Annotated in this window: 10 protein-coding genes; 6 read left to right on the top strand and 4 right to left on the bottom strand. The window is 57.8% G+C overall.

Annotation, left to right across the window (positions count from 1 at the left end; genetic code table 11):
• The first annotated feature begins 3 nt into the window (after window positions 1–3).
• The 6 genes from EKM04_RS21350 (at window position 4) to EKM04_RS21325 (ending at window position 9,889) form a co-directional block, all read left to right on the top strand.
• On the top strand, window positions 4–1,206 hold the full coding sequence (locus tag EKM04_RS21350; RefSeq protein ID WP_183893365.1) for an FHA domain-containing protein: 1,203 nt from the start codon (window positions 4–6) through the stop codon (window positions 1,204–1,206).
• A complete protein-coding gene (tssK, locus tag EKM04_RS21345; RefSeq protein ID WP_183893363.1) occupies window positions 1,196–2,536 on the top strand; it encodes a type VI secretion system baseplate subunit TssK in 1,341 nt (446 codons plus the stop codon). Before EKM04_RS21350 ends, tssK begins: the two co-directional genes overlap by 11 nt.
• Window positions 2,533–4,044, top strand: coding sequence for a type VI secretion system protein TssL, long form (gene tssL / locus EKM04_RS21340; RefSeq protein WP_183893361.1), 1,512 nt, complete (start codon window positions 2,533–2,535; stop codon window positions 4,042–4,044). Before tssK ends, tssL begins: the two co-directional genes overlap by 4 nt.
• A complete protein-coding gene (gene tssM / locus EKM04_RS21335; protein WP_183893359.1) occupies window positions 4,041–7,526 on the top strand; it encodes a type VI secretion system membrane subunit TssM in 3,486 nt (1,161 codons plus the stop codon). The genes tssL and tssM overlap by 4 nt, the downstream gene beginning before the upstream one ends.
• A gap of 79 nt (window positions 7,527–7,605) precedes the next feature.
• A complete protein-coding gene (gene tagF, locus EKM04_RS21330) occupies window positions 7,606–9,027 on the top strand; it encodes a type VI secretion system-associated protein TagF (RefSeq protein ID WP_183893357.1) in 1,422 nt (473 codons plus the stop codon).
• A complete protein-coding gene (locus EKM04_RS21325; RefSeq protein ID WP_234910839.1) occupies window positions 9,011–9,889 on the top strand; it encodes a protein kinase domain-containing protein in 879 nt (292 codons plus the stop codon). The genes tagF and EKM04_RS21325 overlap by 17 nt, the downstream gene beginning before the upstream one ends.
• Before the next feature lie 35 nt (window positions 9,890–9,924).
• On the opposite strand, the gene EKM04_RS21320 is transcribed toward EKM04_RS21325, so the two are convergent.
• The 4 genes from EKM04_RS21320 to EKM04_RS21305 all read right to left on the bottom strand — a co-directional run bounded on the left by EKM04_RS21320 (window position 9,925) and on the right by EKM04_RS21305 (window position 15,863).
• A complete protein-coding gene (locus tag EKM04_RS21320; RefSeq protein ID WP_183893355.1) occupies window positions 9,925–11,061 on the bottom strand; it encodes a polysaccharide biosynthesis/export family protein in 1,137 nt (378 codons plus the stop codon).
• A gap of 255 nt (window positions 11,062–11,316) precedes the next feature.
• Entirely contained in the window at window positions 11,317–13,650 is a 2,334-nt protein-coding gene (locus EKM04_RS21315) for a bifunctional diguanylate cyclase/phosphodiesterase (RefSeq protein WP_183893353.1), read from the bottom strand.
• 151 nt (window positions 13,651–13,801) lie between these two features.
• Entirely contained in the window at window positions 13,802–14,134 is a 333-nt protein-coding gene (locus tag EKM04_RS21310) for a hypothetical protein (RefSeq protein WP_174155058.1), read from the bottom strand.
• A 121-nt stretch (window positions 14,135–14,255) separates the two neighbouring features.
• Complete coding sequence (locus EKM04_RS21305) at window positions 14,256–15,863, bottom strand: ABC transporter ATP-binding protein (protein WP_183893351.1); 1,608 nt, start codon at window positions 15,861–15,863, stop codon at window positions 14,256–14,258.
• Between the last annotated feature and the right edge of the window lies 1 nt (window position 15,864).

Here is a 15,864-nt window from a genome sequence, read left to right as displayed (position 1 = left end):
ACGATGAAGCTTGTGCTGAAAGAGAAAAACGCGGGTGTTGGAAAGCCCACGCTATGGAGTTTTGAACACGGCTGCCGGGTCATAGGGCGGTCGAGTGACTGCGACTGGCAGGTCAATGACGATGCCAGGCGTGTATCGAAAATTCATTGCACGCTCAACCGTGATCGCGAAGGCTTCACGATCCTCGACCGTAGTGCAAACGGAACACAGGTGGATGGGCGCCTGCTTCTGGAGGGCCAGACGGCACGATTGAACAATGGATCGCAGATCGGCATCGGTGGGCAGGTTTTCGAAGCGGTCATCACGGGTGAAGCCGAAATGGATTTCGGCGACCCCGACACGTCTCTTCGGATCAGCGACGAGAGTATGACGATCTCGGCCATCCTTGCGGACATCGCCCCAAACGGCCGTTCAGCGCGCGGCGTGATTGCAGGCGGCGCCACCAACGATGAGTGGCCCGAAGCTGTCGCCAATCAATCGGGCAAGAAAAGCAAATCCATCTCGCGCAATGTGGAGATCGGCTGGAACGCCCCGCCTGCGACATCCGGTATCGGCGTCGTTCTGCCCAATGACTGGGATAAGGAACCGGATGAGAGCAGCAAACACGAACATACGGATGCGTTGAATATCCCGGTCATGGTCACGCGGCCAAAGACGAAGGCTGCGCCGGAAGATTTCGATGCCGTTTTTACGGATGCGAACGACACGTTCGAAATCGAGGAGCCGCAACTCCCTGTCTTTTCTCCAACGCAGGACGCCATTGACGATCTTCTGGTCCAGCTGGAAAAGGAAACTGCCGAAAGTCTTGCCGTTTTGGATATCGACTACACCGCAATCGATATCGAACCGAGCGACGACACTGCACGCGGACGGATAGAGGGCCTTATCCGCCAGCAGCGCCTCCTAGCATCGACACTTGAGACGCTGATCCAGACGTGTACCCGCAAGCTTGAACCGAGGCTAGTCGAGGCCATGGCAGATGCGCAGAACGACTGGCGAGCCAAGATAGAGCGTAAGGAATGGCGCTCCGTGATCAAGCGCACCGACTACTGGTCCGCATATAAGCAGCAATTTGAACAGGAAGGCCGGCAATTGTCCGTCCGGCAGTTTCTCCAGCGCGCAGCACAGGGCGATGTGACGCAGGAAGAAGCAGCTTCCAATCACGAAACAGATACCAAGGGGGTAAGCAGACAAGATGAGGCATGAAAACCGCGTTGCCTGGAGCGAAGGCATGTTCCTTCGTGTTCAACATTTTCAGCAATCGGACCGTTGGACAGAACGGCTCGTGCGCAATACCACACGCAACTTGTCCCCTTACCCCTGGGGCATAGCGGAAATCGGTATTGACCGCAGCGCCCTGGCAATCGGTCAGTTTGCCCTCTCAAACCTACGCGGTATCTTGCCTGACGGTACACCTTTCGAGGCTCCCGAGGATTCTGACCTGCCTCCGCCACTGGATCTGGATGAGGGCGTCAAGAATGCCATCGTGTATCTGGCGCTGCCCGCACGCCAGCCGGGCAAGGCAGATATGTCCAGCGGCAACATTGCCAACACAAACAGTGTGCGGGTCGTTGCGACGACATACGAAGCCTCGGACGCCAACGTCGACACCGATTTTGTGGCGCCGATCGACGTAGGGCGCCTCAGCCTGCGCTTCCTGAAGACGGGCGACGATCTTTCCGGCTATGATCTGATTGGTCTCGCAAAGGTTATCGAGGTCCGATCGGATCGGGCGGTTATTCTCGATCCTGACTTCATTCCTCCATCCTTGAACTGCGCCGCCTCCTCGCGGCTGGGTGAACTTCTGACGGAATTGCTGGGCATTGTCCGTCATCGTGCGCAGGCTATTTCCGAGCGCATCGGCGATCCGACAATCCGCGGGACTGCCGAAGTCGGCGATTATTTCCTGCTGCAAATCCTCAATCGCGCTGACCCCCTGCTTGCCCATTTTTCCGCGAATGCGACGCGCTTCCACCCCATCAGATTTTACGAGGATTGCATTCAACTGGCTGGTGAGCTGGCAACCTTCACCACCGAGAGGAAGCGTGCGACGGAATTCCCGCCCTACAGGCATGATGACCTAAAGGCCAGTTTCGCAGCGGTGTTTGATGACCTGCGCACCTCACTGTCGGCCGTGCTGGAGCAATCGGCAGTGGCCATCGAGCTTGTGGAGCGCAGACATGGCGTACGCGTCGGCACCATCCACGACAGGACGTTGCTGCGTGACGCAGGCTTCGTGCTGGCAGTGCGTGCGGATATGTCGGCAGAGGACATCCGTCGCAAGCTTCCCGCCCAGATCAAGGTGGGTCCGGTGGAGCGTATTTCCGAGCTCGTCAACGTAGCACTTCCGGGCATCCCGGTTCGCTCGTTGCCCGTGTTGCCACGCCAGTTGCCTTACCGTTCAGGCACGATCTACTTTGAAATCGATACGAAAACCCCTCTTTGGAAGCAGCTTGAAACCTCAGGCGCCATAGCGCTGCATCTCGCCGGCGAGTTTCCGGGCCTCGAGATGGAAATGTGGGCATTACGCGAATGAGCACCGAAAAGCCCTCCTCCTGGCAAGATTTACCGACGGTCGTGGAAATCACCGACGAAAGCCGTGCGCGCAATCAAAGCGCCCGTAACATGGCGGCCATCCTCGATGACATCATCGAAGGTGAGGATGCCCCTGCACGCACATCCAGCGGGGATGGTGGCCTGCCCATCGATGCGCTTCTCACCAGCTTCCGCTTTGGTGGCGAAGAGGTACCAACGCTGGTCCAGTCGGCAGCCCCCCTTCTCAACCTCGCGCATGTCTTACGGTTCAGCGACGCTCAACCGAGCCCCGACCATCTTCGCCGTGCCTGCGTGGAAGCGATCACTCGCTACGAGCGGGATTTGGCATCGGCCCGCATAAGCCCGGAGCGGGCACGAGCAGCCCATTACGTTGTCTGCGCCACGGTGGACGACGTCATTTTGAGCAAACCCTGGGGCGTTCGCGCGGGCTGGGCTCGCTCCGGGCTGGTTTCCACGTTCCACAATGACGTGACGGGCGGCGACCGCGTTTTCGATATTCTCGACCATTTCCACCAATCGCCCGGCGCCAACAAGGACCTGCTGCTGCTGATCTATCTGTCGCTGTCGCTGGCCTTCGAGGGGCGGACACGCGTCTCTGCCAAGGGCGCACTCGAGCTTTCACGCATCCGCGACAGCCTCTATAAAACGCTGATCGGCCAGTACGGTGTGTTCGAGCGTGAACTATCCCCCCACTGGAAAGGTGTGGAGGCACGGCACACGCCGCTTCGTACCATGGCGGCTCTCTGGACGCTCCTGTCCCTGATCGCCCTGGCATTCGCCTTGGGCTACCTGTTCTTTACGCTCACGTTGAACAACGCCTCGGACTCGACCTTCGAGCGCCTGGCATCGCTACCACCCAACGAGACGCCGAGCGTGCTGATTGCGGCACCGCCGCCGGAAGCGCCGCCTGTCCAAGCGGAAGAAAAGCCTCCGGTCGTCGAGGTTCCCCCACCGGCGAGGCCACCGGAGCCTACACGACTGGATAATCTCTTGGCGTTTCTCCAGCCCGAAGTTCAAAGAAATCTGGTGACACTGGCCAATGTCAATGGACGCCTGCGCGTTCGCATCAATAACTCTGGCCTGTTTGAAGTCGGTAGCGCCGATGTCAGCCCGCAGTTTCGGGATCTGATCCAGCGTATCGGCGGTGCGCTTGCGGCTGAAAACTTCCGTGCTGTGGTCATTGGTTACACCGACAATGTGCCGATCAAGACCGTCCAGTTTCCATCCAACTGGCATCTTTCAGAAGCGCGCGCCAAAGCGGTTGGCGATATCCTCTCCACTTTTGCTGGTGAGGATGCGATCCTGACGGAAGGGCGTGCAGACAGCGACCCGATCGCGGACAACAGCACGCCTGAGGGCCGCGAGAAAAACCGCCGAACGGAAATCATGGTTTTGACCAACCCTGACGAAAAACTCAGCGAGGCCGGCATCCTGTCTCCAACGGTCACAACGACAACCGGACAGCCAGCAGGAGAAACCCAGCAATGAATCCGCTGAGTTATTTTTATACAATCCGGTCTTATGTCGATAGCTATGCAGCGCTTGTCGGCCGTCGCTTCGTCTCGCTCATCTGGGCGGTCGCACTGTGCGTCGTCATCTGGTTCTACGGGTATCTGGTCGCCTTCGGGTCGTTCAAACCCTTCGGAACGACGCAGGCTCGCATCATCGCTATTTGCGTCATCCTGCTGGTCTGGGTTGTCTATATTGGCATCTCGCTCTACAGAGCGCGCAAACAGGATAAGGAACTTGTCGACAGTCTCGAGCAGGAAGCGCTGGCCAATCGACAGGCAGAAATTGGAGAAATCCAGACACGCCTCAAGGAAGCGCTGGCGCTTCTGCGACGCATCACCAAGAAGCGTTTCGGCTATATTTACGATCTGCCTTGGTATGTCATCTTTGGCGCGCCCGGTTCGGGCAAGACAACGGCACTGACCAATTCCGGACTGCAATTTCCCTTGGGCGATGCATTGGGTGAAAATGCTGTCAAAGGCGTTGGCGGAACGCGAAATTGTAACTGGTGGTTCACGGATGAGGCGATCCTGATCGACACCGCGGGTCGCTACACCACCCAGGATGATCTGGATGGCGCGTCCAAGGCTGGTTGGGAAGGCTTTCTCAACCTTTTGCTTCGTTACAGGCGTTCACAGCCGATCAACGGCGCACTGGTGACCTTGTCCATCCCTGATCTGCTCAGTCGCGATCCGGAGGAGCAGCGTCAGGAGCTACGTGCCATCCGTCAACGCATGTCGGAACTGGATGAGTATCTTCGTGCGCGCGTTCCAGTCTATGTCGTTCTGACCAAGGCCGATCTTCTGGATGGCTTCGTTGAGTTTTTCGATGGCTTCAACAAGACGGATCGTCATCAGGTCTGGGGAACGACGTTCAAACTGGACGAGAGCTACACGTCGCAGGAATTGCCGCAACGGTTCCTCGAAGAATTCGAACTCCTTCAACAGCGCGTCGATGCCATGCTGATTGAGCGTCTGCAACAGGAGCAGAATGCGGAAATCCGTGGCCGCATTTTCCGCTTCCCCGCAGAACTCGCCAAACTGAAAGACAGGCTGCATGAAGCGCTGACAGAGCTGTGCGCCAGTTCCCCGCTGGTCGAAGCCCCCCTGATGCGCGGCGTTTATCTCGCGTCAGGAACCCAGGAAGAAGCAGGCACGTCCGCGCCGCGTGCTCGCCGCAGCTACTTCCTCGCACGGCTGTTCAAAGAGGTCATCTTTCCTGAAGCAGCCTTGGTCATGCGCGACAAGCGTCTGTCAGGCAGACAGTTGCTGGTCCGGCGTGTGGCTTACGGTCTGTCGGCCGCCGTGGTCGCCATTGTTTTCACGGGTTGGATTTTCACGTATTTTTCCAATACGCAAGCGCTGGCGGAAGCCGACCGCAAACTCAACGCCTATCAACAACTCGTTCAAGGCATAGACGTCCGGAACGTATCGGATGCGGATTTCCTTCGCATTCTTCCGGCACTCGACAATCTGCGTGACGTGAATTCCGGTTTCTCGGAAGGTCGCGTCTGGAAAGTCGGGTTCGGGCTCGATCAGGAAGAGAAGATCGCCGGGCGTCAACGCGATGCCTATCAGCGTGCGCTGAATGCGCTGTTGCTGCCACGCATGATCGTGCAGCTTCAAAAGCAGCTGGACGATCAAAACGACGTCACCCGAACATTCAACTCTCTCAAGCTCTACGGCATGCTGGGTGGACTGGGCACGCTCGACCGTGACTTTCTCGATGTACAGTCGCAGGATATGTTTGCGTCGCTCTACCCGGGAGATGGTCGCGCTGCGGCACGCGAGGCGCTGCATCAGCATGCACTCGCACTGGCCGGAGGCGTTCTGGCGCCGATCGAACTCGACACCCGCCTGATTGCCAAGGCGCGGCAGACCATTCGCGACCAAGCGGTCGGCGCACGCGCCTACGATATTCTCGCGGGTCTTCCGCAAGCCCGTGCATTGCCCGAATGGAGCCCGTCAGGTGCCTTCGGAGCATTGGGCGACCGCGCGATAGAACGAAAAAGCAAAGCCCCCTTGCTGGATGGTATCGAAGGTCTGTTCACGGCGAACGGATATCGTGCCGTCGTCATCCCGCAGGTCGCTTATGCGTCCCGTGTCGCACTCTCGGAGGCATGGGTGCGCGGCTCAGATGAGGCGATCCGCGGCACCACCGTCGAAAGTGTCGCGCAATCAGCCCTGCAGATCTACTTTGACCGTTTCGAGAAGCGCTGGAACGAGGTTCTGACCGACGTTCGTGTGAAACCATCCCAGAGCTTGGGCGATGCGGTCGAGACGACCCGCATCCTCGCCAATGACCGCAACATCACCATCGAAGCGGCCAAGTCGATCGCCGAGGCCACGGATCTGAGGCCAAATGCAGGGGCGAGCCTGACGACGTTGGCTGCCACAGACGATGGCGATACGACCGCCACCATCCTTTCAGCCACCGTGGATGCGGCCGACCCCTACGCCCGCCTTCGCGAAATGCTGGCCGCCAAAGGTCCTGCCCAGACGGATACCTCAAATCAGGCAAATGGTGGGAAGCAGGCTGGCTCACCATCCGAACAGCTCTTGGCAAACATCAAGGCCCTGCATGAACAATTGGCACGCTCCTCAACCACCTCGGACGAAGTGGCAAAGGTGTTTGACGTCGACAGCCAGTTGACGAAAGCCAATCAGGATCTCCTCCAGGAGGCACGACAGCTGCCTGCACCACTGGATGTCTGGGTCGCAGGGCTTGCAGCGGATGTTGGCTCTCTTGCCGTCAAATCCGCCAGAACGAAGATTGCCGATCTCTGGGGTGCCGAAGGTTCCTCACTCTGCTCATCCATCGTCACCGGTCGCTATCCGTTCGACAGGTCGTCAACCCGGGATGTCGCGATGGCGGATTTCACGCGCTTGTTCGGGCCAACCGGCACCTTCCAGACGTTCTTCAAGCAACGCATGGAGCCCTTTGTTGACAAGACGGCGAGCCCTTGGGGTTGGAAAGGAACATTCGGCGCTGAAGGAATGTCCAGCGAAGCCATCGCGCAGTTCGAGAATGCGGATAAGATTTTCAGAGCGTTCTTCCCGAATGGAAGCGAGACCCCTGCCGTATCGATCAACGTGAAGCCCGTCTCCCTGACAGAAGCGTCGAGCGCAGTCATGCTCGAGATCGAGGGGGAACGTGTGGTGTATTACCACGGCCCCGTCCAGGCGAAATCGATCACCTGGCCTTCCACGAGCAACTCGGCGAACCTGTCGCGCATCGCCTTCCAACCTGGCGGATGGCAGCAGGCCAAGACGGAGAATGGCGACTGGTCGCCCTTCCGCCTGTTTGACGACGCCAAGATAGAAACGCAGTCGGGCGACATGCTGAGAGCCCGTTTTGAGAATGGCGAGCAGACAGCCGAATTCGACATACAATTCGGCTCGGTGCTCAATCCATTCAAACTGGATGCGCTCGCCAATTTTTCTTGCCCGGTCCAGTTCTAGAAACTGGGTCAAAAAATTCAATGGAGGACACAATGAAGGTAGCAAAACAAACCCATTCCGAAACCGCTTTGCCGGGCTGATGGCCAAGCCGGTTGCAAAACCCGTCAAAGCCGCGGTCGAGACAGACCGGATCGGCTTTTTCGGAAAAATTCCCAGTCACGGTGATTTCATCTCCGAAGGGCTGGACCGCGAGTTGATCAGCGCCATTGACGGCTGGCTTCGCGCTGGCATGCATGCCTGCGCCGATGTCTTTGTCGATCGCTGGAGCGCGGTGTTTTCCACATTCCCACCCATCCGCTTCATCATAGAGCGCGGCGTTTGGGGCCGCCACGCCTATACCGGCGTGCTCATGCCGAGCAGAGACCGTGTGGGCCGTAAATACCCACTCGTCATTCTGGCCCAACTTGGAGATTTCAAAGACCACCCAAAGGCGCTCTATCTTGACGAGACCTGGTTCATGGCAGCCGAAGCGCTCGCGGAAACCTCCCTGACGGCGGATTTCGATATGGCCCGATTTACGATGTCCGTGAAGCGCCTGCGCATGCCGAAACCACGTGAGGATGACGATACTCTCCCCGCCCCTACGTCCGGTCAGCCGACCAGCCTCTGGTGGCACATCGACCCTGAAAGCCGCAGGCCCCGTGGAATCAAGATCGATGGCCGGCCGACCACGACAGATTTCGTCCGGCTGTTCAGAACATCGGCACCGGAGGAAAACACATCTGCGGCCAAAACAGAACCAGATCTATCCCCCAAGAGCCAGCGACCCACCATCGTCCCGCAGAGTGCAGTGGCACAGGAGCCGAAGCCAAGACACACACCTGCACCGGATATTGTCTATAGCTATGCGACGCATCCAGGAACGCGGCTCAGCGTCAATGCCGACGCCCTTTTCGTCTCCAAATCTCCAACACTGTTTGCCGTTGCTGACGGCATCGGAGACGGCAACCCCGCCGTGGAAGCCGCGAGACTGACGACAAACGCGCTGACCGATGTTGCTGATAGCGACCATGCAGACAGCACGGCGCAGGACATCAAGGGCAAGTTGGGTACGGTCAACAGTCTGCTCCTGTCGCGTCAGATTTCGGCAGAAACAACGAGGCCATTGGCAAGTGTGGTCGTCGCGTCCATCGTTGGCCGGACGCTCACCGTTCTCTGGTCCGGTGACACCCGGGCCTACCTGTTGCGCGACGGGACGATGCACCTCCTCTCACGCGATCATGTCATCGTTGGCATGAAAAAACAGCTTTCCCAATGCGTTGGTCACGCACAGCAGTTCAGGCCCAGCAACGTCAGTGAGGAATTCGGGACGAATGACAGGCTTTTATTGTGCAGTTATCCGCTCATGCAGGCACTCAAGGAACGGGTGGTCGCCGAAATCCTGCACGACACGCCGATCAACGATTGCGCAAATGCCTTGATGCAGGAAGCATTGATCGAGAACGTGCGTGAAAACATCAGTGCCATCGTTATCGGAGACCGGCTTGAACGACGCGGGTAACGATCGTGATGTTTCAGAGCGTTTTTCGCAGCTTCTGACCGCGATCCGCGCATCACACGACCCACAGGATATGACTGACCGCATTCGTGACGCCCTTGATCGCAGAACGGAACGTCTATCGGACGGAGGTGCCGTATTCATCGAGGGAAGTTTTGCGGTCGATGACGTTTTATATGAAAGCGGGACGACACAAATATTGCGGGTCACACAACGCGACCTGGGCGATTGTTTCGCAATCAAAACAATGCCGCCTGGAAAGCGAGATGACCAGCTCCTCGCCCAGAGGCTAAGGCGCGAAGCTAAAATCGGCCTTGGTCTGCGCCATCCTGCGGTGCAGGAAACCTCCGCGCTCCTGCGGCTGCGCGATGGTCGCCCGGGCTTGTTACAACCTTGGGCTCCCGTTTCTCTCGCCTCGCTTTTGAAGACCCGGAACCTTCGACCGGAGGAAATACTGGGCCTTCTCCATACGATTTTGCAGGCCCTCTCATTCCTGCACGGCGCAGGTTACGTCCACTGCGACGTCACCGCAGGCAATATCATGATGCCCGAAGAGGATCTGGCGAAAGCCAGGCTTGGAGATTTCGGCATAACACTGCGAACCGGAGAGCGGCATCGCGATCTTGGACTTGCCATTGCCGGTTCACCGGAGTTCTCAGCGCCAGAACAACTCGCCGGAGCCCCAGCCCACCCGGTTCAGGATATCTACGCCGTGGGCCGACTGGCCACACGCCTCATGGCAGATCAGCGCAGCGACAATTGTCCGGTGTTGACCGTGTTCAGAGACACCTGCACACATGAAAACGCTGCACAGCGGCCTCAAAGTGCCGATGAAGCATTGAACCTTCTCAACGACGATCGTTAAGCGTTTCTCGCTATATGGCTTGCTTCAAGCAAGTCTCAGTTGGATGAGCCAGGCTGCGGAGCCGCGGCCGTCGCTGCGCTCTTCTGGAAGACAGTCAGCAGCTTTGCCGTATCGACGAGAGGTGCGTTGCTGGCATAGAGGACATCGCCTTTCTGCATCTGGAACATCTGCATCAGAACGATGCTGGACGCGTCTCGCATGTTGACGTGATAAATGACCGGCCTGACGCTCGTTGCGACAGCCGCAGGTCCCTTTGATCCCGCAGCAACGGTCGATGGAACCTGCACGATTTCATTGCGGAAGACGTAGACGTTGCGCGCATCTGCGCGATCATCCAGCAAACCACCGGCACGGCCAACGGCCTGCGCAAGGGTCAGCTTTCCGGTTTCGAACTGGAATTCTCCAGCGCTTTTGAACGCACCCAGAGCCGTGATGCTCGATGCTTCGCCGTCGATCATGATCTGGTCGTCAGGCGATACGCGAATGTTCTGGCGGTCTTCCCGCGTGATGCGATCCAGCGATGCACTTGCACGCTGCGTGCCACGCACAACGGTCACAGTCGCCGCACTTGGCGCAACTGTTGGACCACCGGCCTGATTGATGACGTCGAGCACACGCTCCTGGCGGGCCGTCAACGCGATCTTGCCGGGCGTCTTTATCGCACCGCTCAACATGACAGCACTCGTCGGCTTATCGACCACGGTGACGACAGCCTGTGGATTGACTGCCGAGCCCTTGAGACCGGATACGACCTGAGACTGAAGCCCTTCGGGTGTAGAATCGATAACGCGTTTCTTGCCCACGAAAGGCAGGTTGACACTGCCACTCTGGTCAACCGTGAAGCGTCCGAGATTGAGTGTCTTGCTCTGGGTGGACGAGAACAGGCCATCTTCACCCGTATCCAGCACGGTGATGTCGATGACATCGCCACGGCGCAGACGCTGCGCATTGTAGCCGGTGTTGCGAAGTGCCGTCAGACCGGGGCCGGATGCGCTCTCCACGAGCGATGGCGACACGGACGCCGCCGGAGCATTGGCAAGCTCTACCACGCGGATACGCTCATTGGTTTGGGGAAGTTTTGCAGACCGAATATTGCCTGCCGTCGGCCCGTCAGACGGCTTTGCACAACTGCTCAGCAAAGCCAACAGAAGAACCGAAACAACCTTCTTCATCCCATATCCCCATGAAAGAATCGCTTACACGCAGGAATAGCAGCAAGAGGTTAAGTCGCAACAACTTTGAAGCCGAAAATTGAAAATGCCGTGATACGTGGATCGCCCTGTGTGGCCAATTGGCAACCAGTTACGTAACGGTATGTTTCGTTTACCGAAATCGAGATGAAGAATGGTTTATAAAACGTAAATTTCTTCCGATGGTCATTAATTTTTTTGGCCAAATGGACGCGTGACGCAAGAGGTCTCTGCCGTCTAGTTCACCTCCGCTTTTTCCGCCTGTCTATTGCGGGACGGCACTCTTCCTGGCCGTCCGAAAAGATAGCCCTGTGCCTGCGTGCACCCCTCATCGACAACCATTCTGTATTGGCTATCTGTCTCGATCCCCTCCGCCGTAACCGGCAAGTCGAGGCTGCGGCCAAGACCGATGATGGCGCGGACAATGGAGTGGGCATTTTCGTCATGCTTCATGGCTGCAATGAAGCTCCGGTCGATCTTGATCTTGTCAAACGGAAAACTGCGCAAATTACTGAGCGAGGAGTAACCTGTTCCAAAGTCGTCCATCACGATCGTAACGCCCAGTGCCTTCAATTGTCGCATCGTCGCCAGCGTCACTGCCCTGTCTTTCAAAAGTGCAGCCTCGGTCATCTCAAGTTCAAGGCGCGAGGGCGCCAAGCCGGTTTCCTTCAAGACCGAGCAGATGGTGTAGGAAAGGTTGGCAAGCGAAAACTGGACGGGAGATACATTCACCGCCAGTTTGATATGCGGCTTCCAGCGCACGGCTGTGGAGCAGGCTTCCCGCAATATCCACTCTCCCAGCGCGATGATGATGCCGCTTTCCTCCGCAATGGGGATGAAGACATCCGGGGGTACCATGCCGCGCGTGGGGTGCCGCCACCGCACCAGCGCTTCGTAGCCGGCAACCTCGCCGTTTTCGACGGAATGAACCGGTTGATACAAAAGCTCGAGTTCATTGCGACTGATGGCCTGACGAAGATCGGACTCCAGCCGCCGCTTCTCCTTGGTTTCCTGATCCATCGCCGGATCGTAAAAGGCAATGATGCCGCGACCATTGATCTTGGCACGGTAGAGCGCCAGATCCGCTGCGTGCATCAACGTTTCGATGTCATTGCCATTTCCCGGAAAGGCAGCAATGCCGATCGTTACGCCGACAGCTGTTGGATCGCTGACATAGTCCATCTCCTGCCGAAACGTCGCCAGAATACGCTCACCGAGTCCGCGTGCATCTTCGGCTGTCGTGCCAAATGTTGTCAGTATCACGAACTCGTCGCCCCCCAGTCTGGACACAAGATCACCAGGCCGCGCGGTCTGCTGCAATATCCGCGCGACGTCCTTGAGAACACGGTCGCCTTCGGCGTGTCCGAAAAGGTCGTTGACGGCTTTAAACCGGTCGAGATCGAGAGACAGGAGCGCGAATTCGTCATCGGTCTGTGCGATGGCGATATGGTTGCTCAACCGCTCCTGGAACAGTTTTCGGTTGGCGAGCGAAGTCAAAACATCGTGTCGAGCCAGATACTCAATTTCCCGCAAGGCACGGCGTTTTTCGGTCAGGTCACGAACGGCCATGACCTCGCAGGGACGGCCTCGATACTCGATCGTTCGAACGGCAAGCTCAAACGTACGGGACCTGTCACCCCTGTTCGGGACGGCCTCCACAGCTGAAACGCGAGGAAGATGCGCAGCAATACCATCATCGGCATGCATCAGGTCATCGGCATTTTCACCGATAAGGGAAGCCTCACTGGTATCGAAAAGTGCAGCAAAGCGAGTGTTGACCTCAACGATGCGACCATCTCGGACAACAGCCAAGCCATCCAGCGTCGCTCCGACCAGGCCTTTCAAGTCGACCAGATACCTGTCTACCAATGCGGCAGCACCGGTGAGCGCCAACCCGACGAATGTGACACCACTGATGGCCGCCATCAAAAACAGGCGATCAAGACTGTCATCAAGTGGCCCGACAATGCTCGGATCTGGGACAAGGATGGTTGATGACATGGCGGTGAAATGCAGGGCAAGCACACCAATTATGGATGCAAGAGCTGCGGTAGCGATCTGTTTCCACCCCCGCAGGCGCTTAAAAAAGATAAAGGACGCAGTAAAAAAGACAGCCGCGACAGCTGTGCCGACCACAATGGGGGCAATGCGATATTCAAGTGTCGCCGCTACCTGCATCCCGGCCATGCCAATGAAATGCATGGCAGCGACGGTGACCGTGATGATTGCGCCGGACAAAACCGCCGCGCCAGTCTTATGCCACAGGAATTGCAGACTGAGCCAGAAACCTGCAACAGCGACCACCGCAGACAAAGCTGTAAACGGAAAATCGAAACCGATTGGCAGACTACCCTGATAGGCGAGCATGGCGATAAAGTGCGTCGCCCAAACGCTGAGGCCCGATGCGAAAGCTGCGACCAACGCCCAGTAGGGGCGCCGTTTCAAGGGACTCTCATCTGCGCGAAGAAGCAGATGGAAGAAAGACAACATCCCTAGAAGAGCGATGACGGCAGCAAGGGCAACAGTATGTTGATCATGTTGTAACGCAACGCATTCAAGTACAGCGAACACCGCACCCATCCTCAATAGTGAACAACCAGCTATGTTTATTAGTACAGCTAACTTTAGAAATTACTAATCCAAATTGTCGTCTATGGCTTGAACGCAAAGAAACCCGCACATGGCGGGTCTCAATAAAACGTGTTTTCGCAGTTCCGATGGCTTAGATTTCAGGGCAGCCGCGAACGTTTGCAAATGTGATCGTGTCCTGGCCGCGGCGCGTGAAACCCTCGACGACGACCCGACGTGGCGTGACCCGGACGATCTCCGGATCACGAAGTCCGGATGCGCGGGCAGCAGCGCGGGCTTCGCGCTCACTGCAACCGCGGTCGCGTGGTGGGCCGCGGCGATCCATATCGCGGTCGCGGATCACGGGGCGCACGCCGTCGCGGCCGATCTGCAACTCTATATCCTGCGCTTTGGCGGGCGCCGTCATCGCAATACCCGATGCTGCCATGACAACGGCAAGACCCGTAATCTGCACTAGCTTGAACATATTCCCTCCTGTGTGCCCTGATCGCGGCACATATGAATTTTCAGGGGTAATAACGTGCATGGAGATCGCTTGTTCCCTACAGGCACCAAGAAAAGTCCCGGCAACGACGCCGGGATAGGGTTTATGCAGCATCGGCCGTAAAGGCTGACTGGATCAAAGTCCTGGTATAATCGGCAGTCGGGTTGTTGAAGACGTCATCGGTCTCTCCCTCCTCGACAATCCTTCCATCCTTCATGACAATGACGTAGTCCGAGATTGCCTTGATCACCGACAAATCATGGCTGATGAAGATGTAGGACAGGCCATGGGCCGTTTGTAGATCACGCAACAGGTCAATCACCTGCCCCTGCACCGACCGGTCAAGCGCGGAGGTCGGTTCATCGAGAATGACCACATCCGGTTTGAGGATGATGGCGCGTGCGATGGCGATGCGCTGGCGTTGGCCACCGGAGAACTCGTGTGGATAACGGTTGCGGGCCGCTGGATCGAGTCCCACTTCCGTCAACGCTTCGACGGCCCGCTTGTCACGCTGGGCGCGGCTGAGTTCCGGGGCATGGACATACAGACCTTCGGTGATGATTTCACCCACTGTCTGGCGGGGAGAAAGCGAACCATACGGGTCCTGAAACACCAGCTGAAGCTGACGCCGCATCGGCCGCATGGCTTTTCTGTCGAGATCGGAAATGTCCGTCTTGCCAAAGAACAACCGCCCCGTGGAGGGCGTCAGCCGCAGCAATGCGCGGCCCAGCGTCGATTTTCCCGAACCGGACTCGCCGACGATACCGATCGTCTGCCCCTGGCGCAGATTGACGGTGACGCCCTCGACCGCTCGAAACGCACTGGCCTTGGCAAAAAGGCCGCCAGGTATCTGGTAGTCAACCGTCACATTCTGACCGGACAGAACAACCGGCGCATCCGGGCCGACAGGTGGTTTGTGACCACTGGGCTCGGCATCCAGAAGCATCTTGGTGTAATCGGCCTGCGGACGCTCGAAAATGTCTTCCGTCGTTCCCGTTTCCACAATCTCGCCACGCCGCATGACAGCAACCCGGTCGGCGAAGTGTCGGACGACACCCAGATCATGCGTGATGAGGACCACCGCCATCCCGAAACGCTGTTGAAGGGATTTGAGCAGGTCAAGAATTTGCGCCTGGATGGTGACATCCAGCGCAGTGGTCGGTTCGTCAGCGATCAGCAGGTCCGGTTCGTTGGCAAGCGCCATGGCGATCATCACGCGCTGGCGCTGACCACCCGACAACTCGTGTGGGTAGCTATCGATCCGTCTGTTCGGATCAGGAATACCGACGAGCTTCAGCAGTTCCAGAACGCGCGCCCGTGCTTCGGCTTTGCTGGCCCCGCGATGGTAAATGATCGGCTCGGCGATCTGCTTGCCGATCTTGTAGAGCGGGTCGAGCGACGTCATTGGCTCCTGAAAGATCATCGTGATCTTCGCGCCTCTGATGTTGTTCAGCTCATCCACCGGCAAAGCAACGAGTTCGCGCCCCCTGTATTGGGCGGAGCCCTGAACGCGGCCATTGGCAGCGAGCAGACCCATGATACCCATCATGGTCTGGCTTTTGCCGGAGCCGGATTCTCCCACGACGGCCAGCGTCTCTCCCGCTTTCACGTCGAGATCGATACCCTTCACGGCGTTGACATCACCGTCTGGCGTGGTGAAATCGACCTTGAGACCGCGCACGGTCAGGATGTTGTCAGATGTCGTATTCATG

The organism is Rhizobium skierniewicense Ch11, assembly GCF_023757665.1.
Classification (GTDB): domain Bacteria; phylum Pseudomonadota; class Alphaproteobacteria; order Rhizobiales; family Rhizobiaceae; genus Agrobacterium; species Agrobacterium skierniewicense.
This window is presented reverse-complemented; position numbering and strand designations above follow the sequence as displayed.

What these genes read in the sequence shown, in the direction of transcription:
- EKM04_RS21350 (WP_183893365.1), top strand. Translation starts at nt 4, where the DNA reads ATGAAGCTTGTGCTGAAAGAGAAAAACGCGGGTGTTGGAAAGCCCACG.
- tssK (WP_183893363.1), top strand. Translation starts at nt 1,196, where the DNA reads ATGAGGCATGAAAACCGCGTTGCCTGGAGCGAAGGCATGTTCCTTCGT.
- tssL (WP_183893361.1), top strand. Translation starts at nt 2,533, where the DNA reads ATGAGCACCGAAAAGCCCTCCTCCTGGCAAGATTTACCGACGGTCGTG.
- tssM (WP_183893359.1), top strand. Translation starts at nt 4,041, where the DNA reads ATGAATCCGCTGAGTTATTTTTATACAATCCGGTCTTATGTCGATAGC.
- tagF (WP_183893357.1), top strand. Translation starts at nt 7,606, where the DNA reads ATGGCCAAGCCGGTTGCAAAACCCGTCAAAGCCGCGGTCGAGACAGAC.
- EKM04_RS21320 (WP_183893355.1), bottom strand. Translation starts at nt 11,061, where the DNA reads ATGAAGAAGGTTGTTTCGGTTCTTCTGTTGGCTTTGCTGAGCAGTTGT.
- EKM04_RS21310 (WP_174155058.1), bottom strand. Translation starts at nt 14,134, where the DNA reads ATGTTCAAGCTAGTGCAGATTACGGGTCTTGCCGTTGTCATGGCAGCA.
- EKM04_RS21305 (WP_183893351.1), bottom strand. Translation starts at nt 15,863, where the DNA reads ATGAATACGACATCTGACAACATCCTGACCGTGCGCGGTCTCAAGGTC.